General features: G+C 46.2%; 21 protein-coding genes. 14 read left to right on the forward strand and 7 right to left on the reverse strand.

Going from position 1 to position 21,591, the window contains the following annotated elements:
* The first annotated feature begins 30 nt into the window (after positions 1–30).
* The 6 genes from CIK88_RS00685 to CIK88_RS00710 all read left to right on the forward strand — a co-directional run bounded on the left by CIK88_RS00685 (position 31) and on the right by CIK88_RS00710 (position 4,930).
* Positions 31–1,401 (forward strand): SLC13 family permease, encoded by a 1,371-nt coding sequence (locus CIK88_RS00685; protein WP_094433979.1) that lies wholly within the window; start codon positions 31–33, stop codon positions 1,399–1,401.
* A gap of 35 nt (positions 1,402–1,436) precedes the next feature.
* Positions 1,437–2,414: a 6-phosphofructokinase gene (gene pfkA, locus CIK88_RS00690; RefSeq protein ID WP_094391049.1), complete on the forward strand. Its 978-nt coding sequence runs from the start codon at positions 1,437–1,439 to the stop codon at positions 2,412–2,414.
* 52 nt (positions 2,415–2,466) lie between these two features.
* Positions 2,467–2,991: a nitroreductase family protein gene (locus CIK88_RS00695; RefSeq protein WP_094391048.1), complete on the forward strand. Its 525-nt coding sequence runs from the start codon at positions 2,467–2,469 to the stop codon at positions 2,989–2,991.
* Positions 2,991–3,764, forward strand: coding sequence for a Rossmann-like and DUF2520 domain-containing protein (locus CIK88_RS00700; RefSeq protein WP_094391047.1), 774 nt, complete (start codon positions 2,991–2,993; stop codon positions 3,762–3,764). The genes CIK88_RS00695 and CIK88_RS00700 overlap by 1 nt, the downstream gene beginning before the upstream one ends.
* On the forward strand, positions 3,761–4,279 hold the full coding sequence (locus CIK88_RS00705; RefSeq protein ID WP_094391046.1) for an HAD family hydrolase: 519 nt from the start codon (positions 3,761–3,763) through the stop codon (positions 4,277–4,279). The genes CIK88_RS00700 and CIK88_RS00705 overlap by 4 nt, the downstream gene beginning before the upstream one ends.
* A 75-nt stretch (positions 4,280–4,354) precedes the next feature.
* On the forward strand, positions 4,355–4,930 hold the full coding sequence (locus CIK88_RS00710; RefSeq protein ID WP_094391082.1) for a Maf-like protein: 576 nt from the start codon (positions 4,355–4,357) through the stop codon (positions 4,928–4,930).
* 388 nt (positions 4,931–5,318) lie between these two features.
* On the opposite strand, the gene CIK88_RS00715 is transcribed toward CIK88_RS00710, so the two are convergent.
* Positions 5,319–5,708, reverse strand: a complete 390-nt coding sequence (locus tag CIK88_RS00715; protein WP_173815113.1) for a hypothetical protein — start codon at positions 5,706–5,708, stop codon at positions 5,319–5,321.
* 856 nt (positions 5,709–6,564) lie between these two features.
* Here CIK88_RS00715 and CIK88_RS00720 point away from each other — a divergent pair.
* A complete protein-coding gene (locus CIK88_RS00720) occupies positions 6,565–7,215 on the forward strand; it encodes a vWA domain-containing protein (protein WP_144007210.1) in 651 nt (216 codons plus the stop codon).
* A gap of 978 nt (positions 7,216–8,193) precedes the next feature.
* Here the strand turns inward: CIK88_RS00720 and CIK88_RS00725 are convergent.
* From CIK88_RS00725 to CIK88_RS00750, 6 genes are all read right to left on the reverse strand, one after another.
* Entirely contained in the window at positions 8,194–8,649 is a 456-nt protein-coding gene (locus CIK88_RS00725) for a hypothetical protein (RefSeq protein ID WP_144269553.1), read from the reverse strand.
* Positions 8,650–9,793: 1,144 nt separating this feature from the next.
* Complete coding sequence (locus tag CIK88_RS00730; RefSeq protein ID WP_094433981.1) at positions 9,794–11,005, reverse strand: ISL3 family transposase; 1,212 nt, start codon at positions 11,003–11,005, stop codon at positions 9,794–9,796.
* A gap of 1,082 nt (positions 11,006–12,087) precedes the next feature.
* The gene (locus CIK88_RS00740; RefSeq protein WP_094433983.1) at positions 12,088–13,113 is read right to left on the reverse strand and encodes an IS110 family transposase; all 1,026 of its coding nucleotides are present in this window, start codon (positions 13,111–13,113) and stop codon (positions 12,088–12,090) included.
* Between the two features lie 360 nt (positions 13,114–13,473).
* Complete coding sequence (locus CIK88_RS12320; RefSeq protein ID WP_158214619.1) at positions 13,474–13,572, reverse strand: smalltalk protein; 99 nt, start codon at positions 13,570–13,572, stop codon at positions 13,474–13,476.
* Positions 13,569–13,754, reverse strand: a complete 186-nt coding sequence (locus CIK88_RS00745) for a hypothetical protein (RefSeq protein ID WP_094390209.1) — start codon at positions 13,752–13,754, stop codon at positions 13,569–13,571. Before CIK88_RS00745 ends, CIK88_RS12320 begins: the two co-directional genes overlap by 4 nt.
* Before the next feature lie 54 nt (positions 13,755–13,808).
* Complete coding sequence (locus tag CIK88_RS00750; RefSeq protein ID WP_144269554.1) at positions 13,809–14,963, reverse strand: hypothetical protein; 1,155 nt, start codon at positions 14,961–14,963, stop codon at positions 13,809–13,811.
* A 915-nt stretch (positions 14,964–15,878) separates the two neighbouring features.
* Here CIK88_RS00750 and CIK88_RS00755 point away from each other — a divergent pair.
* From CIK88_RS00755 to CIK88_RS00785, 7 genes are all read left to right on the forward strand, one after another.
* Entirely contained in the window at positions 15,879–16,997 is a 1,119-nt protein-coding gene (locus CIK88_RS00755; RefSeq protein ID WP_094433985.1) for a hypothetical protein, read from the forward strand.
* Positions 16,998–17,004: 7 nt separating this feature from the next.
* Complete coding sequence (locus CIK88_RS00760; protein ID WP_094433986.1) at positions 17,005–17,502, forward strand: hypothetical protein; 498 nt, start codon at positions 17,005–17,007, stop codon at positions 17,500–17,502.
* Positions 17,503–17,836: 334 nt separating this feature from the next.
* A complete protein-coding gene (locus tag CIK88_RS00765) occupies positions 17,837–18,223 on the forward strand; it encodes a hypothetical protein (RefSeq protein ID WP_094390734.1) in 387 nt (128 codons plus the stop codon).
* Between the two features lie 6 nt (positions 18,224–18,229).
* Entirely contained in the window at positions 18,230–20,458 is a 2,229-nt protein-coding gene (locus CIK88_RS00770; protein WP_254046816.1) for a hypothetical protein, read from the forward strand.
* The gene (locus CIK88_RS00775) at positions 20,455–20,811 is read left to right on the forward strand and encodes a DUF5675 family protein (protein ID WP_094390428.1); all 357 of its coding nucleotides are present in this window, start codon (positions 20,455–20,457) and stop codon (positions 20,809–20,811) included. Before CIK88_RS00770 ends, CIK88_RS00775 begins: the two co-directional genes overlap by 4 nt.
* A 9-nt stretch (positions 20,812–20,820) precedes the next feature.
* A complete protein-coding gene (locus CIK88_RS00780) occupies positions 20,821–21,099 on the forward strand; it encodes a hypothetical protein (protein ID WP_094390427.1) in 279 nt (92 codons plus the stop codon).
* Positions 21,100–21,101: 2 nt separating this feature from the next.
* A complete protein-coding gene (locus CIK88_RS00785) occupies positions 21,102–21,545 on the forward strand; it encodes a D-Ala-D-Ala carboxypeptidase family metallohydrolase (RefSeq protein WP_094433987.1) in 444 nt (147 codons plus the stop codon).
* Positions 21,546–21,591: the final 46 nt, after the last annotated feature.

A 21,591-nucleotide genomic window follows, 5' to 3' on the forward strand; every position in this document is an offset into this window, starting at 1 on the left:
TAGTCGCAACAAAATAAAAGGCGTAAACCTATGACACTGATTATCGTACTCATGTTCGTTGCGGCATATTTGCTGATTGCCACTGGTCATTTTACCGGTGTCAACAAAGCTGCAATTGCCATGTTCCTTGGCACGGCTGGATGGGTGGTCTATGTTTGTTATGGCACAGACTTTGTCATGCAGCAACACCCTGCGGATTACCTCGAATACCTATCAGGCCGCACTCCAAATAGTGAAACAGTCAAGTATTTCATTTGCGAGAATGTCTTCTTGAAGTATGTAGGCAAGGCTGCGGCAATCGTTATGTTCTTGTTGGCCACCATGTCGATTATCGAACTGTTGAACAACAACGGATGCTTCGATTTCATTTCCGAATGGATCCGGACACGCAACTCCAAACGATTACTGTGGACCATTACCCTGGCCACTTTCATCATCTCTGCCAATCTTGACAACCTTACCACCACTACGATGATGCTTGTCATCATGAATAATGTTTTGCAGAGCGGACGCCAACGGATGCTCGTAGGTTCTGCCATTGTGCTTGCTGCAACTTGTGGCGGATGCTTTACGGTAATAGGTGATCCCGTCGGACTTATCCTATGGGGCGATGGCGTGGTTACCGCCAGCCATTTCTCAGCCTATATGCTGTTGCCTGCCCTGATAGCCTGGATAGTTCCTACTATGCTCATCAATCGTGAGTTGCCCGACCGCCTCGATACCGAGTGGATAGCCTCTCCTTACCGTGGTGACGATACTCGCCTGAACCGTTGGCAACGATTGGTCATGCTCTTTGTGGGCATCGGCGGATTGTGGTTCATCCCAACATTTCACAATATCACCAAACTATCCCCCTTCTTAGGCGCTTTGTGCGTCTTGAGCGTGCTTTGGCTTGTCAACGAAGCTTTCAACCGCCGATTGATGAATGCCGATCAGATGGCGCAGCGTCGCATCCCCCGTGCCTTACAATATGGCACCATCCAGCAAATCTTGTTTGTCATGGGAATCATGATGGGCATGGGTGTCATGCTTGAAACGGGAGTGCTTGGCGATATAGGCATTTGGTTGGCAGAAACATTCCATAACAATTGGTTGCTTGGCATTGGAGCAGGACTGCTTAGTGCCGTGGCAGACTCCTTTACCGTGGGCTTAACCCATATCATGCTCTATCCTCTGGCAGAGAGTGGGGAGATGGCGGTAAACGGAGCATATTGGATGATTATGGTGTTCTCAACGGCTGTAGGCGGATGCCTGCTTTGTGTAGGATCGGTCAGCGGTGTGGCACTCATGAAGATGGAACATGTTCGTTTGGGATGGTATCTGCGCCATCTCACATCGAAAGTTGCAGTAGGATGGTTGTTGGGACTTGCCGTCTTGTGGGCAGAAATACACCTATTATAATATTAAGAAGGATAACTCATTAATACCATATTATTATGTCTAAGATTAAAACAATAGGAATACTTACATCGGGAGGAGATGCTCCCGGTATGAATGCAGCCATTCGCGCCGTCACCCGTTCGGGTATCTGCAATGGACTTAGTGTAAAAGGCATCTACCGCGGTTACGACGGACTGATCAAAGACGAAGTGAAATCGTTCACGACTGAGGATGTGAGTGGCATTATCACGCGAGGCGGTACCATCCTGAAAACTGCCCGTTCCAAGGAGTTTATGACTCCTGAAGGCATGCAGAAGGCATACGAAACATGTATCAAGGAAGAGATAGATGCCCTTGTGGTCATCGGCGGTAATGGTTCGTTGACCGGTGCACGCAATTTTGCTATGGAGTACGACTTCCCCGTAGTGGGACTTCCAGGCACTATTGACAACGACCTTTACGGTACTGACTCAACCATCGGCTACGATACTACGATGAATACCATCATGGAGTGTGTCGATCGCATTCGCGATACTGCTAACTCCCACGAACGCATCTTCTTCATCGAAGTCATGGGTCGTGACGCTGGTTTCCTTGCTCAAAACTCAGCCATTGCCTGTGGTGCAGAGGCAGCCATCATTCCTGAGGAATCTACCGATGTCGATCAGCTCGCACGTTTCATGGAGCGCGGCATCCGAAAGTCTAAGAAATCATGTATCGTCATCGTTTCCGAGAGTCCCAAATGCGGTGCGCTCTACTATGCAGACCGTGTGAAGAAGGAATTCCCTGAGTTTGACGTGAGAGTATCTATTCTGGGACATTTGCAGCGAGGTGGAAGTCCCTCCGCCCACGACCGCATCCTGGCCTCCCGTACTGGCGTAGGAGCCATCAAGGCACTGATGCAGGGCCAGCGCAATGTGATGATTGGCGTGCGCAATAACGAAGTGGTCTTTGTGCCATTCAGCGAAGCCATCCGCAGCGACAAACCATTAAACAAAGGACTGATCAAGGTGCTTGATGAACTGAGCATCTGATCTGGACGGACCTTGTTGACAATCCCATCATAATAAGTTATAAACACAGCATATGGAATTTAAGGATTTAGTACAGATGCGTCGTTCCCACCGTAAGTTTACCGAACAGGAAATCGACGGAGACGATGTAAAGACAATATTGCGTGCCGGACTGATGTCACCCACCTCCAAGGGTCAGCGCTCCTGGCAGTTTGTCGTGGTTGACGACAAGACCGACCTGGAAAAACTTTCCGACGCCAAAGATTTGGGCGGACAGTTTCTGAAGGGTGCTGCATTAGCCATTGTTGTGCTGGGTGATCCCCTGCAGAACGACTGTTGGGTGGAAGACGGTTCTATTGCTGCCATTTCCATGCAGTATCAGGCAGAGGCCCTCGGACTTGGTTCATGCTGGGTGCAGATGAGAGGCAGAGGACTTTCCGACGGTACAAGTGCCGATACGGTTATCCAGGGTGTGCTCGACATTCCCGAAAACCTTCATTGCCTCTGCATCTTGGCAGTCGGTCATAAAGCAGACGAACGCAAGCCTCAGAATGAAGACCGGCTGAAGTGGGAGAACGTACACCTCAACAAGTTCTGATGCAGATCGTATTGATTGGCGCAGGACGCCTCGCCACCAATCTTGCCGTTGCCCTCCATCAAGTGGGCCATGACATCGTGGCAGTATATAGTCGTACCATGCAGTCTGCCCAGGAACTGGCGCAGCGTGTTGGTGCGTGTCCTACCGACAGGATAGACAAACTGCCTGTTAGGGCAGACGCCTTTATCCTTTCGGTTTCCGACAATGCCCTTGAAGACATAGCCCGACAAGTGGTGAAGGGTAGGGAAGAACAAATCTTCTTTCATACCGCAGGATCCATGTCTATTGACGTGTTGGCACATGCCCGCCATTACGGAGTGTTCTATCCCATGCAGTCGTTTTCCAAGGAGCGGTTGGTCGATTTCTCAGTCATTCCCTTGTTTGTAGAGGGAAGCGATGATCAGACCTTGCAGACCGCTTTAGCCTTGGCAGACAGCATTAAGGCAAAAGCCTATCCGTTGTCCAGCGCCGACCGCCAATACCTGCATGTTGCAGCCGTCTTTGCCTGCAATTTCGCCAACCATTGTTATGCGTTGTCGGCAGAGGTGTTGCAACGTCACGGCATAGACTTCCGTGTCATGTTGCCGTTGATCGACGAGACAGCACGAAAAGTCCATCAGCTCACTCCTGTTGAAGCACAGACAGGTCCTGCCGTTCGCAACGACATGAATGTGGTCACCCACCATCTCGATCTGTTGTCCTCTACACCGTGGTTGGCAACTATCTATGAAGAGTTTTCCAAAGACATACAACGCACAGCATTGACAAAATGATAAACTACGATTTACAAAAAATTCGAGCCGTAATCTTCGATTTGGACGGAGTCCTCTCTGCCGAAACCATCTCACTTGGTGCCGACGGAACCCCTTTGCGTACCGTCAATATCAAAGACGGTTATGCCATTCAACTGGCGGTGAAGATGGGACTCCGTGTGGCCATCATCTCAGGTTGTCTTATCGAGTCAGTACGCAAACGCTACGAAGGCCTGGGAATGACAGACATCCATCTTGGAGCATCCGTTAAGATCAAGGTCTATCAGCAGTTCAAGGAGAAATACGGACTGACCGACGAAGAGGTCATGTTCATGGGCGATGACATACCCGATCTCGAAGTGCTACGCTTGGCAGGCTGTCCTGTATGTCCGCACGACGCCTGTCCCGAAGTCAAGGCAGCCAGTCTTTATGTCAGCGACTACGATGGAGGCTACGGCTGCGGTCGCGACGTATTGGAGCAAGTATTGAAAGCACAAGGCAAATGGCTGAAGGATGAAAAAGCCTTCGGGTGGTAATTCCCTCAGTTGCGCATGTGGGGAAGTTAAGGGAAGTTAGGGAAGTAAGAGAGAAGTTAAGGGACACGACAAATGATGTTAAACAGCAAATACAAGATAATCCTTGCAAGCAATTCTCCTCGTCGTCGCGAATTACTTGCAGGCATTGATGTGGATTTTGAGGTAAGGGTAATACCCGACATCGACGAGAGTTATCCACCATCGCTTCCCGTAGATCAGGTGGCAGGATTTATCTCGCAGAAGAAAGCAGACGCCTATTTGCCGACCCTGCATGATGACGAACTTGTCATTACAGCCGATACCGTGGTTATTGTAGGACAGGAAGTGCTCGGCAAACCAGCCGATGAGGAAGAGGCCCGCACCATGTTGCACAAGCTGAGTGGTAAAACCCATCAAGTGACAACCGGAGTGTGTCTGGTTACCCGTCATCATCGCGAATCGTTTTCTGTCACTACTGATGTCACTTTCAAGACATTGTCAGACGACGAGATTGATTATTACATCCGCACATATCGTCCTTTCGACAAGGCTGGCGCCTATGGCATTCAAGAGTGGATCGGATATGTTGGCGTGACTTCCCTTCATGGCAGTTACTTCAATGTGATGGGATTACCGGTGCAACGCATCTATGAGGCGCTTAATAAATGTTAATAGCACACTTATAATATGCATAAATGGTTAAAAAACGTGCTTAAAATGCATTTTGGTGTTGATAGAGTGTTGCTATTCTGAAATTAAATTGTACCTTTGTATCACGCAACTAGTAATTTTAATCTATATTTATCATTTTCCTCGGGGGAAGCAATCTGTGAAGACGCTTCCCTTTTTCTTTATATCACATAGAAACTACAGAAATTTTTAATGTCACACGGACGACACGGAATCACGTAACAAGCAACAACGGGCTGAAAGCCCAATGGTTTTCCTAGCCCAGGGCAACGCCCTGAGGATATCATGGCATATTATCAACTACGTCCTGTAAGGACAAAAGTGAAAACACGGGGGCAAGTCCCCTTGTTTCATGTTTGTTTTCAATAAATTAGCTTATTATACTCCAGAACTCTTCTGGCAGAGATATATTCTCCACATTCTTAGCTGCTATGAATAGTGGAGCGATGTCTTCTGGTTCAAAGCCAGCAATGCCGCAACCTATAGGAGTCACGAGAAAGTGCATTTCAGGATGCTGAGAAGCGAATGCCAGAAACTCATCCACATAAGGTTTGATAGTCTCTACGCCACCTTGCATGGTAGGAATGGCATACGACTGTCCCTGAATACCGACACCGTTACCCATGACAGCACCGAAGTTCGTGTGAGCCATACGTGCTGCACCACCTGCGTGAATACCTTGAAGGTTTGAACCGAAAACAAATATCTCGTTTGATTTGAGGGAAGATATAAAAGAAGGAGTAATACGCTTGTTGTCCATATATGATTGATTTTTTGCCATAATAGAATGTCCGAGCTCCTCGTACATGCGAGCATAACAAGATGTGCCGCGTGGAGTCTCCTTGTCCATTCTTTTACACAATTCCACAGTGCCTGTGTAAAGACCGGATCCATAGTTTTCTATAACGAAAGGAGTCACCACCTCTTCCATCATTTTCTTGTATCGTTGATTAACGGCTGCTGGAGTCATTCCCAGTTGCGCAGCCACCTCTTTCTGTTTGAAACCGACACGGAAGATCATGAATGCAATGTCATGCATGATACGGTCATGGTAGTGAGCTGCAACAGCCTCTGCCACATAAGAGAGCATTCCCTCTTCCTTATCGGTAGAGCGAACATATTCCAGTACCACGTCAGCAGCTTCCTCAGCCTTGTGTTCAAATTCCTTGTTGTATGCTTTCAGCGCATCGAGTACTACAAAGTGAAAACCTTTGGCCATCCAAGTGGAGAGTTTCATCTCCTTTGGCTTATCCAATAGAGGCTTGAACTTGAATTTCAGCAGATGGATGTAATACTCATGTGCCAGTGAGTAGAAGTCCAGTCCCGTCTTGTTGCGGAGTTGGTATTTATAATCATATATGTTATATGCGCGACGGCAGTAACCATAGAAGTATTCTTTGGTTATAGCAGGATCGAACGAGCGGAATCCGTCAATGATGTATTTATCAGCATGTTCCATCATATTGAACTTTTGTAGTTAACTGCAAAGATAATCTTTTTCAATCAAAAAAATCGAGTTTTTACAGTTTTCTGCTTAATTTTTTTCACCAGATTCTCTTCTTAATGTATAAAGACGTCTTATAAATCAATGTTTAATCATCTAAATTCCAACAATTATGACAACAGAAAGCAAAACCACCAAGAGAGTATATAACCTTGTTATCATCGATGAATCAGGCAGTATGAATATCATCCGCAGACAAGCACTTGCAGGTATCAACGAGACCATCACCACCTGTCAGAAGATGCAGAAAGCCCACAAAGACCTGGAGCAGCGAATCACCCTCATCACCTTTGACAGCGATCATTTCAAGCTCCACTATGACAATATCAATGCAGCAGAAGCATGTCCATTGACTCTGAAGGACTACAAGCCATGTGCAGCCACTCCACTTTACGATGCTATCGGCAAGGGAATTGCCAAGATCAACGCACAGACAGAAGCCGATGACAATGTTCTTGTTACCATCATCACCGACGGCGAGGAAAACTGTTCAGAGGAGTACAATCTCAAGATGGTCAAGAACCTCATTGAGAAGCTGAAGAAGCAAGGCTGGACATTCACGCTCATTGGTACAGAAGACCTCGATGTGGAAGGCATGGCAGGTTCCATGGCCATTGACAACCACCTTTCATTTACCGAAGATGCCGAGTCAACAGAAAGAATGTTCGCCCAGGAGCGCAGAAGCCGAGAGCGTTATAATGAATGTCTATACTGCAAACGTGAAATGCCTATAGGCAGTTACTTTGACGAAGACAAAGCATAATATACAAAAAGGGAGACAAGCGACACTGGTCATACTTCCAGTGTCGCTACTATAACGGAGCAGAGAATCCCCCGAACCCCCACTTTTCATGTCACGTATGTCACGGGGTAGGTCGTTGTCATCCCCAAATATCCGACGTTCCGTTATGACATTGACCTTTCTCTGTGTTTAGTTTATAGGTTAAAGTTTATAGTTAAAGATTATTATTTCTGGCCATAGGCCATATTTTATTAAAGATTTCCTCCAAAGATTTCTAGCCTTCAGGCTACCCCAAAAAAATCCACGGATCACACGGAGAACACGGAGAAAGATTTTCGTTAAAGATTATTCTAAAGATTTTCGTTAAGATTTCGAGCCTGTAAGGCGATCCATAACAAAGTCCTTCCCAGAAGCGAGGAACTCGAGCGCATTTTGGTTAGGGATTTTTGTTAAAGATTTTGTTTGCTGCCTCCCTGAATTACAGATTATTTCTTGCGAAGCACCCCCCCCCAAAAAAAAATCCATTTCCCAAAACTGTCAACTGTCAGACAGTAACGCAAAAAAATCATTTTTGGAAACTGTCAACTGTCAACTGTAACGCTTGTAACACAAAAAAAAATGGTTCATCCGAAAAATGCGTAGTTACGATGTAGGAAAAATGAAAAAAAAAGGGCTCTGTAGATTTTGTCCGTGGATAGCCCACACATAACTGTTAGCCATATATCATCGTGCAACGGTACAAGAAGAGCGGCAGAACATGTACACCTGTAATAAGCAAATTTAAACACACCTTTTTCGTAAAATTAAACCGCCGTATGCCGAACGGCACGTACTGTGGTGTGAGAGGAACGGAAACGAAAGTAGGTCAGAAAACTTTCGTTTCCCGACCTACTCGATTCAGAGTTTGCGAACTCCTATATGTATGTAGCGCCGTATACGAGACCAGTTCATACGGTGCAATGAAAGGTGCTAGGGGAGAAATCCCATACATCGACTCTATTATCGATTTGGTGTACCGTGCTGATCGTACTTAATGCCCTTTATATTAACACCCCATCCCCTAACCTTAGTTGAAGAAGTGCGGTATAGACCTAAGAACCAACTGTGCTTCTCTGTCTCAAACTCCGGTTCGAGAATAATATCCACATTTGCATTCTCTTTGGCACGATAAAGAGCCTGAGCTTCACGCTTGTTCAATCCCTTGTAGCGGTTGGCGCTCTTCAAAGTCTTGTTGCCATTGCGCTCCAATTGAATGAAACCAAACAAAGTGGAAGTGTTTACAGAAGCTTGCACTTTCTTCGCATTTACGTAATCAAGTTCAGCCTCAACATAAGTGTTAATGTTGTTGTTGCCAAGACTCATAATAGCAGCCTCTTTCTGATAAGATGCACAACTTGTAAAACTCGCAGTGAGTAGGCCTGCGCAAATGACCGTTAGAAATAAATTCTTTTTCATATATAATTGTCATTTCGCCTATTGACACCCCAGATTCGGCAAAGTTAGTAATAAACTATCTTTATCTCATATATGCGAAAAAAGCGTAGGTGCCAGTTTCTGTCCATCCTGGATCAACGAACCATCGCATCACCTTCCCTACACAGGATAGACAACGCAGTTAGCCTACGCCAGTACCGTTGGTCACAAAGACAAATGTTAGAAAACGTCTTTCTCAGATATATGACCGACCCTTACCCACATGGGGTTAACGGTCGATGTTGCAAAATTAAGTCTTTTTTTAAATATTCGCAAATATTTAGATAATAAAAGTTTAATCCCTTAACATTATTAAACAAACGATGCCTTCAATCCTTATTCGTTATTCCACATATTCCACCTGTTCCGCAACTTCTACCACCTCTTGCGGAAAGTTGGTTGTTCTAAGTTGAAATACTAAAGATTTTGAGATTCAGGGATTTGTTTGTAATTTTACATTCAGTTTTACATCTTAATCATAAAGATTATGAGGTCAGTCGGCTCTGCAGATTTTGTCCGTGGATAGCCCACACATAACTGTTAGCCGAATATCATCGTGCAACGGTACAAGAAGAACGGTTGAACACATACACCCACCGAAGTTCGGATCAGAAGCCTTTTATCTTGCTCAAAATGCCTTTAAGAATTGTCATAATTGTTAAATTTTTTGGTTACACATGGTGGAGGGTTAGCTGCCCGTCCACGTTTCTATCTCTGTTGCCGCTCTGCTGTTTCCCGCCACATTTGGGGAGTCAGTGGGGAGCAGCTGCGGACCTGCTTCGCAGGAGGCGTTGTCGCGACATCTTTCCACACCCGGTGTGCACCCCTGTTGAGGCAAGTCCTCACTCTACTTATACGCTTTTTGCACAAATAGAACCCGAAAACGGACGATCTTTAACAAAGTTTACGGTTTTGGCCGTTTTTGGTCACCATTCTGCAAATTTCACCCAGAGCGTGCAGCCCCAGGGTTTTGGGTGGCAAAATGATGACAAAAATGATGACAGATGACAGAAAATGATGACAGTTTTAGTTAAAAAAGTAAAACTGTAATTTTTCAAAGCATTGATATTCAATGTTTTACAGACGAAAATTGCCAAATGATGACAATGACAGCAAAAAAAAAGGTTCATCCGACAAACGCGTAGTTTTTATCATGCAGAGATAGGATCTTGAGTTCGAGGAATTTCTCATCTCGATACCCATATGCTTGCCGTTTCATTGTTTTGATTTTATTGTTGATACCTTCTATTTTTCCTGTGGAGATATGATGTTCATACCATGGCAGTATTCCACTTCGGTGTGCAAGTAGCGTCATTGCATACTTCTGTAGGAGTGGCACTTTTGAGTCTTGTGCCTGTTTTACCCAATCCTTCAGCACTTGCTCGGCCTGCTCTTTGGTGACCTGCATCCATATTTCCCTAAGAGATTCCTTGAGATAATACCCTTTCATCAAGGGTGCATTCATCTCAAGAGCGTTCTCCAGCCTGTTCCTATGGCAGGAATCGTAGATATCCTCTCCGTTGCAGAGCAGCAGCCATCTTGCTCCTTTCAACACCTTGCGCTTCATGAGGTCTGCTTCCTGGTTATACGCCTGACGCCGCAGTTTGTCCAATGTGTCGTTCATCAGTTTGACTACATGGAAATGGTCAAAGACAAGTGTCGCTTCCGGTGCATTCTCCTTCACGGAGGATATGAAGGCAGCCGAGAGATCTGTCGCTACTGCCTTTATCCGGGTCTTTGCCTTACGTACTTTCTTCCAGAACTTGTCGAGGGCATCAGCACCCTTACCATCTCCGACATATACGACCTGCCCTGTCAGAAGATTGACCACGATAGTCTTGTAGACATGCCCCTTGCGGACAGCAAACTCGTCTATGCCGATATACTCCAGCTTGCTTAGGTCGGGATTTCCGTAATGACGCTGGAGATAGCGCTTCTGTATGTCCTTTACAGTATCCCATGAGATGTTGAGGAACTGGGCAACGTCCTTAATCGTTCCTATACGGGAGAGGTCAACAACATAGCGGGCGAACTTGTTGGTATAACTCCGCTTGCCTGTTACGAAGTGAATCTTCTCCTGACGGATACAACCACACTCCTTGCATTCTATACGCTGTACTTTCATGCGAAGAATCGTTTCTCTATGCCCGACAGGGACACTCCTTATATCTCTATATATGCTCCCAGAACGGATAATCTTGCGACTTTTGCACTCAGGACAGCATAATTTCTCTTTGCGAGTCTCGATATAATGAATATTTTGATTACCTTTGTACTCAGTTTTGGTACATTCTTGGTGACGAACACCAAATGCATGATACAGATAGCTGGGATTCATATTACTATGCTTTAGTTAGGGGTAACCAAAGATAGCAAAGATGTCACAGGGACAGGTCAACGACATCAAGAATAATGCACAGTTTTTGGGTTTTAAGAATGATAGGGGAGTAATTCCCCTGTGTTACGATTTTCCATGCAAATTTATAAAAATAAAATGAGAGTTGCGAAGATGTTGACTGAAAAAAGTTATCTTCGTCTTTATTTTCTTTGGCCAGGCCTTTATCGAAGAATGATACAGGAGGTCAAAATGGCCCTTGTTTTTGCTTTCCCCAAACTGTTATCTGTTATCTGTTATCTGTACCGCAAAAAAATCATTTTTGGAAACTGTCAACTGTCAACTGTAACGCTTGTAACACAAAACAAAATCTTTAACGAAAATCTTTCTCCGTGTCCTCCGTGTGATCCGTGGATTTTTTTTTGGGTAGCCTGAAGGCTAGATGTTTTGGAGTAGCGAAGACAGAGTGAGAGACGCGGCTTTCACTATGCTGAGTCACGACAAAACAAACCATAGGTAAATCTTTTGGGGAAATCCTGTTTAAGATGTTGCCTACGGCAAGAAATAATCTGTAATTCAGGGAGGCAGCAAACAAAATCTTTAACAAAAATCTCGACTGAAAATGCGCTCGAATACCTCGCTTTTGGGGACGAATTTATTATGGATCGCCTTACAGGCTCGAATTTTTGGAGTAGCGAAGACAGAGTGAGAGCTCGCGGCTTTCACTATGCTGAGTCACGACAAAAACAACCTATGGTGTAAATCTAAATAAAAATCTTTAGAATAATCTTTAACTAGAATCCGTGTCTTTTCGTGTGACCGTCTAAATTCCGATGATTGATTTCTGGCCATAGGCCATATTTTTATTAAAGATTTCCTCCAAAGATTTCTTGCCGACAGGCAACTAAAAATATAATCTTTAACAAAAATCTCGACTGAAAATGCGCTCGAATACCTCGCTTCTGGGAAGGGTTTTATTTTGGATCGCCTACGGCTCGACATCTTAACGAAAATCGTGAAAATAATCTTCAACTATTTTCCGCTTTCTATGTTAAAATCCAAATATTTTGACCATTATTTTTAATTTATGCTGATATTTTATATTCTGGTGAGAAAATTTGGCGATTTCGGACCATAGCAGTGACCAAACGTATGAGTTTGTTCTTTACATTATTCAGTGCAACCTGCTTCATCTTTCCACGTTCTACGAGTCGCATATAGTATCTTGCGATAACGGGATTGAAGTTGATGGCAGCCAGTGCAGCCTGCGTCAGCATGGACTTTATCCGGCGGTTAGCCATGTAATGTACACGAGGATCAGAATGCACACTGGTACCCGAATCCTTGCCGAACGGGGCTATGCCATAGTAGCAGGCAATCTTGCGTGAGTCGTAATTGAAACGACGGAAGTTATCGGTGTATACCATCAGGCACACGGCGTTCTGCGTTCCTATGCCAGGCACCGAGGTCACGATGGTGAATACCTCGGTTAGCTCCTCGTCCGACTTAATAAGCTCGGCGATTCGCTTGTCTATCTTCTCGACTTCCTTGTTGAGTTCTGACACGATATGTCTTCCGCTCTGCGAGATCATTGTCTTGACAGGCGACTTCTCCATTGTGAGTTTCTTCTCGCCTCTACGCACCTGAAAACTGCATCTATGGTGTACCACCATTTGACGATACAGGAACAGCTCACGCAGTTGTGCAAGTGACTCGCTAAGTGGCTCGTACATAATGGCTCTGTCGTAATTCCTCATTGCGTATTCGGCAATCATTGAGGCGTCGGCACGGTCAGACTTCAATCGTCTAAGACCTGATGCATCCTTGATGCTCTTGGCATTCTCAAGCCACATGTCGTAGCCTTTGCCATAGAGAAAGTTGCACAGTCCCTTACTGTAATCGCCAGTGTTTTCTCCGCAGAAGAGCCACAAGGAAGGCTCAATGCCGCTGGAGTTCTGCTCCACCCACTTGATCAGTTGTTTGTAACCAGACACAGTTGTCTTGAATTCGTTGAACACTCTTGAGGCTGTTTCTGCAAGTCCGTCTGCAAAAATGATAGCCACATCAACTTTTTCTTTCGAAAAATCAACTCCAATAAATAAATTCTTCATATCTTTGTACGACTTTAATTATGTAGAATTGGTCAATAGTTGTATGGACTAACACTCTAACAAGGCTCAGAGCCGATAACTTTCTATCTGGTCTTTGCAACTATGTCGATGAGGTCCGAAACGGATTATAGTCTTCAGACTAGTGAACTCTTTGGTTTACCTCTTCGACAGACCGATTCTACCTTTTTACAACAAAGGTACGAAACTGTCTTTAGCAATCATAGTTTTACCTTGATTATTTAACATTTATGCGACTGCGTCGCATTCTTCTGCAAACTTAGAGTGTTCTCCGTGTGATCCGTGGATAAAAAAACACCCACGAACCACACGGGGCGGTTCATGGGTTTGCCAGAGGGAGTGTCACCCGATGGTGAAACCAAGGGCCGAGAGCACGGCGGTGATGGTGGTCAAAGCAATGTTGATGATGACGCTCCACTTGTTTTTAGAATCTTGAGTCATAGTTTTCTGTTGATGATGTTGTGATAGTCTTTAATGCCGAGGAAGGTGGCACACAGTATCAAGAGCTGGGCAACGAGGATGAGGACGGATCCCGAAATCTCACCTTGCGGAGGCATCATCATGCCAGCTGCAGCGAAGAGGATAGCACAGACGAAACTGGCTAATGAGAGTATTCGTTTCATACGCTAAAAGTGAGGGTTAAAGAGTCCCGCGGACGTTCCGCAGGACTCTGTGGTTCAGCCTTCCAGTCCACCACCACCGGGTTCCTGACCACCAGTGTCGCTATCCGACTTGAAGTAGGCAGTGAGGGCGGTGTTTGAACTGAGCGTGATGCTGCGTGAGGCATTGGTGTCGCCATCGCTCCATCGGTTGAACTGGTAGCCTTCGGCAGGCGAGGCACTAATCTCCACCGACTGACCCGCAGGGTAGCGACCTGCACCGGTCACCGTGCCACCGACAGAGGGATTGGCGAGGAGCTTGACCTCAAACTTCCCGTCGGAGGGAGTCACATCGGGGACAGCGGGAGTGACGGGAGCTACCGAACCGTTGCCGTCGGGAGTGAGAAACACATCGGCGCTACTGCCGTAGCTCTTGCACGCCTTGGTGAACGCATCGTCCGTCTTGTACGCCTGCAACATGCTGTTATTGTCGATGAGGTATTGGGTCGATACCTTGGTCTTGCCGTAGTCGTTGCGACTGTGTACCCAGGCAAACACACCGTCGCCCTCGTTCTCGCCATGGGCGAGGAAACCCTCCTTGGCAGCGAATCCCACCTTGTCAACGAGATCCCAGAGCTTCGCAGTCGATTCCTTGTCGAGCACCACGTAGCTTGCACTGAAGGCGCAGTAGGGAATCTGAGTTTCCGCGTTCAGGCGCTGCAACACCTTGTAGAAGCTGATCTGGTCGCCGTAGTCGAACTCCTGATTGTTGGTCACCACCGCCTTGGCGAAGTCCTTCACCGTGGTATTCTCGTCGATGGCGAGACCTCCGAGGTTGATGCTGGTCACCGCCTTGTCGCCAGTACCCTTCACCGAGATAGAGGGCAGCGTGCCTTGGGTGATCTGATAGGGAGCTGCGATGCATGCGCCGCCATCCGATTCAGCCTTGGTGAGATAGACAGGAGCTGCCATGCTGTTCGCACGGACGAACATGTTGTAGTCGGTGTGGTACTGCGCTTTCCTCTCGAAGGCATTTTTAAGCAGCGGAACGAGTCCTGCATACATGCGGACGATGTTCACCCATTTCATGCGCTGACGCTGTTGTCCCTTGGTGCGAGTGTTGCGTACCTTGGTCACTTTCTCCGATACTACGGTACGTCCATTGACAGTCTTGAAAGTCAACTGACCAGCCGATCCACTCATTTTTTTGATAAGTCCATTTAGAATAGCCATTTTGTTTCCCCCGTTTGATAGACCAGTGGGGGTTCTGGGGAATAGTTGTTAATAAGTTAGTGAGCACTCATTCCCACATCGTCGGTTTCTCCTTTTCAGTTCCCATGTTCCTCCCATTTTGTCCCATCGTTGTCCGCCTAATTTTGGGATTTAGTGCGGATTCACTGGTGACTTACTGAGGAGTTGCCCACGTCTGTGTGCGGACGGAATGTTCAGTGCGAAAGTGATTCTCTCTTGAACCACGGTGCCGCCTATCTTGGACTGCGGTGCAAAGGTACGAAGAAAAATAATCGGTTGTTCCACTTTTCCCACGGCTTGTGACCACTTTTCCCACGGCTTGTTACATTTCCCTGTGTATCAGTTGGTTACAAAGCCAAATTTTGAAGTATAAATCTTGATGATTATCGTATATTGCTGAATATAAGGCAGATAGGTGGAGCGCTATACTTTATTGGCTTGAACCTGTGGTAAGATCATGGGGAGAATGTTAGACGCTGTAAAGAAAAGAGCTAAAAACGGCATTTTTCAATGAAACGCAAAAAATGGCAATAACAAATAACAGATAACAGATAACAGTTTTGATAAACCGAAAATCAAAACTTCGAGCCAAAAATTTATATATATAATATATATATATATTAATATATATATATTTATATATAAGTTATATATGTTATATTTTGAAAATTGACTTCTTCTCTCTCTGAGGTGCTATTTATTTGCTTTACGGAAACTGTTATCTGTTATCTGTTATTTGTTATTTTCGTCATAAAGTAAATAGTTTTCATCGCTCACCAGTATAGATTTAATCCAAAATAGAAAATTCAAGCGCTATTCTTCCCGTTTCCTTTTTGTGGTCTCGAAATTATTTACTACTTTTGTCGCTAAAATAAAAAGCCACAAAAAATCCTGATCATGACCACATACAGATTTGCGATTACCGGACTACGTCACCATGACTTTGCCAACAGACTCGATGAACTCTACGACAAGGCTATGGGGAAGCGTATGTCTATCAGTATAGAACACGATAACCCTGGAGAAATGGATGCTGTCATCGTGTATTGGGGGCGTTGCTTTGTGGGCTATGTGCGCAGCGGAACAGACAGAGAAAAGGCTTGTTCGCTGATTCTTAGTTCGGGAAGAGGAGCGATGTTTGGCAAGATTGTGGAGGTGGATCGCGATCACAGGGTACTGTGGATGGAGATTGTCACAGATGTTGAACCGCAGACTGTTTGTCTGCCCTCGGTATGCCCATTTGCCAATTGGGATTACGATGATAAAATATTGCCTCTCAGTCCACAGGAAGTACAGGTTCACACCATGCTCAACTGTCTGGAAATGGTGATCGAGGCCGGTGAACCGTGGAACAGCGAAATGGAAGAATGGCTGTCGGCTGTTGAAGAAAATCTATGGTGTGCCATCAGTTGTGAAACCACCCAACAAATCATCAGAATCATTGAGATGATGACCAACGCTCCCAATCATCCACAGTACAAAACAGGTAAAGACAGGCTGCAACAGGCATTAGACCACATGGGCAGTCCGGAGGTGCGTCGCTTGCAATGTCAGAAAATTTTTGCCAACGCCGAATCAAATGATATGTTGCAGCTGCTGTGCTACTATGGCGACAGAGCCGAAGATGCCGTAGCCTCGCTTCCGTCGGGTTTCGTCATGATGTTTTTACGGGATGGCGAGAGTGCTATGGGAAAGTTGTGGTACATGCACTATCCCCGTAAGAAAATCCGTGCCATTATGTCTTTGCTGGCTATGAAAGTCCACATGATGAAGAACGAAAAGAAACCTCTTGAAAGGAGTATTCCCCAACAATGGTTGGCAAACTGGACTAAAGAGCAGCATAGCAAAATGGCTACTGCCGTCATCACCAAATGTGTCAGCGACTTTGAACTGCAACACACGTCTCCACAAGTCTATAACGAGTTGCAATCATTGCAACAGGCAACGAGACCGCACATCGACTATCATGTGAACACGAACACCTATATTGAAAACCAAACAATCAAACAACAATAATTATTTTATGGAGAACGATAAAAAGTGTGAACGCCACTTCCATTTCAGCGATAAAGTGACCTATATCGAACATCAGGAAATAACCGTACAAAGTGGTGCAAACTTTTATAACGGTCCTGCCGTGGAACCTCAAAATGCGAGCCAACAAGAAATAGACATAGAAGCGGCACTGGAAGCCCTTTACGAAGAGTTTGTCGAGACAGACGGACGAACCGAACCGCTATTTTCTGATCAGACCCAATGGTATGCAGTTTATCGTGTACTGTCAGAATATTGTAACTATCCAACCAAGATGTCAGACTTCGTGAAACTCATAAAAGAAAAGAAGCTCGATATAAAGAAACCCTTGTGTGTTTACAGTTCTATCAGAAAGGCAAATACCGACCTTTCGGCTTTGGCTGTAAAAGTAGGCCAGTGGTGGTTGCATAAAGACAAAGGAGAAAAGTATATGAAACAATATCTTGTAGCGCAGTTTTTATTGAAGAATTTAGGCTATGAGGAGTGAGTAGCATATTCGGCTATTCCCTAAACAATTCCCATTTTCCCAAAACCATTCCCAATTGAGTGAAATGCTCGGTTGGGATTTTTTTTACTCCTAATTTTGCACCAGTCGAAGGACAGAAGCCTTGGCGCGGTGCCGGTTTTCTTTTCCCCTTCGCAGAAGAAAACAATGAGCGTATATTTCAATTTTACAATCATCAACTGGACGTTCTCGTTTAACGTGAGAATCGGTTCTAACTAAAACACATTTATTAATCTGAGTTGAACATTGCGGAGGATATTCCCAGGGTAAAGTGCACAAGAATCCAATTTGTTTCCGCTCGCAAAAATCAACTAAGATGAAAACAGAAGAAAAAATCATTAACAACCAGTTTAACAACTGTGACCACATCCAACTCGAAGGCGTAGCGCATTACGACGAGCGCAGATCCTTCTTCTTCACCCCTGACGACCCCATTCCCCTCAGCGTGCAGCGCTTCCGCACCAACGGGGTGGCGCAACAGATGACCGACGGGACGTTTGACTTCGTGGCTAAGCCATGGCGGAGATCGCAGTCTGTGCTGATCAAGAAACTGGCACATGGGCGCGTTTCTAAGACCAAGGACGATGGCATCCAACTGACGCTGAAGGTGTATTGTCATGAGTCGATCAATATCGCCAACACCATCAAAAGAGAGGCAGCCGAAGCTGTCAAGGCACTTATTAACTATCAACTAAAACACTAAGAGACAATGAGTTGTTTTGTAATCAAGATGGAGAGTGGCCGTAAAATCGGCTACCCCATCACTTCGAGAGAGCAGTATATGAAGCTCAGGGAATCGGGCGAACAGACTGCCTGTCTGACGAAAGCCCGCAACGGCAATAAAAAGGCGAAGTTGCGCCTGATGCAGTTTAACTATTCGTTGGCAGGATCAGAACCCTTTGCATTGAAAGGCTACGACATCGTGGGAAAAACCGTGGGCATGGATGTGGATTTTGACCCAGAGGCGAAGGACTATGAGAAGCGCTTGAAAGATGCACCGCAGCTGATCCTTGACAAGAAAGAGGAACTCGGACTGGTGCTGTTGGAGCGGTCGGTCAACAAAGGTTTTCACTTGGTATTCCGCCGTAGGGCAGGACTCTCGCAGGAGGAAAACTTGCGGTGGGCAAGCGACCTGTTGCAGATACCGTTTGACCAAGCTGCCAAGGACGTGACGCGCGTGTTTTTTGCCACTGGAGCGACGAAAGATGATTTGATTTATCTTGACAATACACTCTTTGATAATGCCCCGTTTGAGGCAGAAAATGCACCTGTGGCAGAGTGTGAAATGACGGAGGAAACGTCAAGTCAAGAGGCGACCAAGGACCAGCCTGCAACGTACCCCATCATGTATCAGGGCATGCCTTATACGTCGATTGTCGAGGCACTGGAAAACCAGTTGGGCGGACGCCCTGAACACGGGTCGCGTAATGCGTTCATCTTCTCCATGGCGTGCAACCTGCGTTATCTGTGTAATGACGACCCACAATGGATTGCAAGTCTCTTGCCCAATTACGGCGAAGAACAAGGTCGGTGGATGTCCACCATCCGTTCGGCATGCGAGCGCAAGCAGACGATGGCGATGCCCGAAATAGTGAAGCGAGCCTTGAAGGTGGCGCAACAGGAAAACCGCTGTGATGGTGACGGAGAGGGTGAGGATGCTCCGCCTCAGATGCCGAAACGGTTGCCCAAACTCATCGAACTCCTGACCTCGCAGACGCCAGAGATCTATCGGGCTGCCGTGGCGCATGCGGTATTCCCTCCGTTGGCAACCCACCTGTGGCGCACACGCTTCCCCTATATAGATAATGTGGAGCATGAAGCCACGCTGATGTGTGTGCTGATGGCTGGAACGGGTGCCGGTAAATCGTGTGTCAGCGACCCCATCAAGCATATCATGGCGGATATTCGGGAGCGTGACAGAGAGAATCTGGAACGCGAGAAAGCATGGAAGGAAGAAGCGAGCAGAAAGGGTGCCAACAAAGACAAGGCGAAGCGCCCTGAAAACCTTGTCATCCAGGAGATTGACGCCGACATGACCAATCCTGCTTTCGTGATGCGTACCGCCGAGGCACAGGAGCATTTTCTCTATACGTCGCTCAACGAAATAGACCAGTTTGATGCGCTGAAAGGTCAGGGCAAACAACAGTTTCGCATCATGTGTCTGGCATTCGACCCAGGAAATACCTACGGACAGACGCGTGTGGGTATGCAGTCGGTGACCGAGCGTGTCACCGTCCGGTTCAACTGGAACGCTTCGACAACCATCCTCAAAGGACAGCAGTATTTCCGCAATGTGCTGACCGATGGTCCTATCTCGCGTATCAATTTCTGTACGATACCGGAGCGAGAGATTGGCGCAGAAATGCCCGTCTATGGCACTTATGATGATCACTTTGACGAGCAGCTCAAGCCATATATTGAAAATCTGTGTCGGGCAAACGGCCTTGTGGAATGTAAGGAAGCCATTGCGCTGGCACAGCAACTGAAAGAAGAGAATGCCGATACGGCACGCATGACGCAGAGCAGAGTGTATGAGAACCTGTCGTTTCGTGCCAACGTCATCGCCTATCTCAAAGCGTGTGTACTCTACGTGGCAAACGGTTGCAAGTGGGAAAAGGAGATTGTTGATTTCGTGCGTTGGTCAGAACAGTACGACCTCTGGTGTAAGATGCGCTTCTTCGCTTCTGCCATAGAACAGGCGGAAACTGAGGGGGAGAAATCCAACCGCAGAGGGCCGAGAAATCTGCTGCAACTATTGCCCAACCAGTTTACTATGCAGGAAGCAGAGGCTCTCCGACTGCAACAGGGATTGGATAAGAAAGGCGCCTATAATATGTTGCACCAATGGGCGTTTCGTGGCTATGTGAAAACAAATGGCGTTACAGATTACAGATTTACAGTTTTTGAAAAGCTAAAATATAGAAATTACGAGAAATGAAGATAACAATCATTCGTGCCGAATGTTCCAAATATGGGCAGGACGGTGTACTCTATATCAACAATAATCCAGTGTGCGATACGTGTGAACATCCTGAGCGTAAATTGCCAGCAGGAGAATATTGTTTGGAGATGGTGATGAACAGGAAACTTCAGCGGTTTGTGCCTACACTTTCTACTGGGAATATCATCACCGTGGGGAATGGGCCGTTCTTACTCAACAATGACATTATTGTGGGTAAGCGTCTGTTGCGAGGGGTGTTGTGTCAGACGTCAGAGGCTAATAAGAAGCTGGTCGATCGGCTCTATAAGGCGCAATTAAGAGGATTGAAATTATCATTAACAATTAAATAACGAAACATTATGAAAGAACTTTTCAAGGTAATCTCACAGTCAGAACCTACCACCATCCGTAAGCAGGATGGCTCTCAGATCAGTAAGTCCATCATCGTACTGCAAGAGATTGGCAGTCAGTATGAAGACACTTTCGCTGCTACCCTGTTGGGCAACCAGGGGAAATACAGCAAGGGCGACCTCGTGTATTGTGCGCTGCGGTTTAACGCACGAGAGTATAACGACAGCATCTATCAGGATGTGGTGATCAAGGACATCGTGAAGTTTCATTCTACCAACGTATTCTGATCATGGCAAAAGACATCATTCTTTCAGAGCATTTCCGCTTGTCGGAGTTTACCAACTCCTACATGGCGAAGCGATTAGGCATTGACAACACGCCTTCATTGGCGGTAGTGAGCAACCTTCAGCAACTCTGCCGGCATGTGTTAGAGCCCCTGCGCCAGTATGCCGGTTGTCCCATCATCATCAGTTCGGGTTACCGTTGTCCGTCGCTCAACCAGGCGGTGGGCGGTGTGAGCAAGAGTCAGCACCTCGTTGGTGAAGCAGCAGACATCGTATTGCCATCCACGGCAGTAGGTCGTCAATGGCTGTGTTGGTTGATGGATCAGAAGTTTGACCAGCTCATCTTCGAGCGTGCGAGCGTCAAGAGCACAACCTTCTGGATTCACGTGAGTTATCGGCAGGATGGCAAAAACCGCCAACAGGTGATTGAAGGATTGACTAAAATTTAATGTCGCAGAAAATTTGTTGAAGGCAAAAGTATAAAAAGAAGAGAGG

It is taken from the genome of Prevotella sp. P5-50, assembly GCF_002251295.1.
Lineage (GTDB): Bacteria > Bacteroidota > Bacteroidia > Bacteroidales > Bacteroidaceae > Prevotella.